1 protein-coding gene and 1 pseudogene are annotated in these 1,499 nt (G+C 35.9%); both read right to left on the minus strand.

Going from position 1 to position 1,499, the window contains the following annotated elements:
- A partial coding sequence (locus ACMZ6U_RS10330) for an ABC transporter transmembrane domain-containing protein (RefSeq protein ID WP_416108333.1) occupies nucleotides 1-486 on the minus strand: 486 nt, incomplete at its 3' end.
- A 38-nt stretch (nucleotides 487-524) separates the two neighbouring features.
- Nucleotides 525-1,222 (minus strand): annotated as a pseudogene (locus ACMZ6U_RS10335) (IS3 family transposase); the annotation flags it as partial.
- Between the last annotated feature and the right edge of the window lie 277 nt (nucleotides 1,223-1,499).

Genomic DNA, 1,499 nt, shown 5'->3' on the forward strand with positions numbered 1-1,499 from the left:
TAAAATAAATGTCATTAAAGTACTCATAGTCATACTACCTTTAGACACTTCCATACCAGCTACAACTAAAAGTAATATAATAAAACGTATCATAAGACCATTAACTAGAGTATTCTGGATAGATGATAGCCCAATAATTTTTTTAAAATTATTAGTTAATCTATCAAACGTATAAGACATGGCACTCTGCTCACTATCCTCACCGTTAAATGCTTTCATTAGCCTAATATGTTTAAATCTATGGCTAATACGACTTGAAATCGCTCCTAATCCCTCTTGATAATTCGTATAGTATTCTTCCATCTTATTATTAATAAGAACCACTACAAAAAGTAAAATCGGAAATAGACATAGGCTCATTAGTGTTAATGGTAAACTAATTTTCAATAAAAAATAAATTGAACCAACAATAACAACTACATTCAAAATCAAATTCGGAAATACTACTGTGATAAAATTTAGTACAACTGACATATCGTTAGTCAATCGACTAGCTAAATCTCCTGAGGGATGAACATCTAGAAAACATAAGCCCATCGCTGACCAACACGGACATAGGTCAAATCTATCACAATCGCTTCCAGTGGTTTTTCTTGGTGGAATTGTCTGGCTAAGAGATTTGGAATAGGGGCTTCGTTTTTCCCTTTAGAATGTGGCTTGAAGCTAGCCTGCTGATAAACAGATACGAGATTTAACTGCTTCATGATCCGACGAATGCGGCGACGAGATAAGATAATCCCATCTGTGGCCAGACATTGCTTGATCTTTCTGGCACCGTATCTCGATTGGCTCTCGAGGAAAATTTGTTTCACCTTTTCTTCAAGATCAGCTTCAGCTACTGATTCTGAGGCTTTATAGTAATAGCTGGAACGCGGGAGATTCAACCACCGACACAAGGCTGAAATGCTGTATTTATCCTTATTAGCAGTGATTATTTCTCTTTTTGTGCTATAATCACCGCCGCTTGCTTTAGGATTTCTAGCTGCATTTCAAGTCCTCTATTTCGCTTTCTAAGGACAATCAGCTCCCGCTGTTCATCAGTAAGATTATCAACCGATTTGAAGGAGCCCGTTGTTTTAGCTTGTCTCACCCACTTATCAAAGGTAGAAGGGGTTAAATCATATTCTTTGATCAGCGTACTTCGTTTTATCCCTACATTGTGAAGGTCAACGATTTGTTGTTTAAAATCATCTGTAAAATGACGGCGTATTTTTCTAGACATAGAATTCTCCTGTTTTCTTTAGTGTAGAACACTTTATAAGACTGTCTAGTTTAGTGTAACCGATTCAAGTTAGGGAAACTTTAGTACGAAATCCATCCACTTCGTGTTAAAATTACCAGTGATGAGAAAGATGCTTAGGTATAGATATGGATATCTTAATGATAGTATCAATATTTCCCAATATAATGACTATTAAGCACGTAAGAAAAGCCTTTTTATCTCCATGACTTTCCGATTAAAGTATTAAAAAACGACCCAAATCAAGGGTCGCTTTTCT

The sequence above is a fragment of the Streptococcus pluranimalium genome, assembly GCF_047785745.1.
GTDB lineage: Bacteria > Bacillota > Bacilli > Lactobacillales > Streptococcaceae > Streptococcus > Streptococcus pluranimalium_B.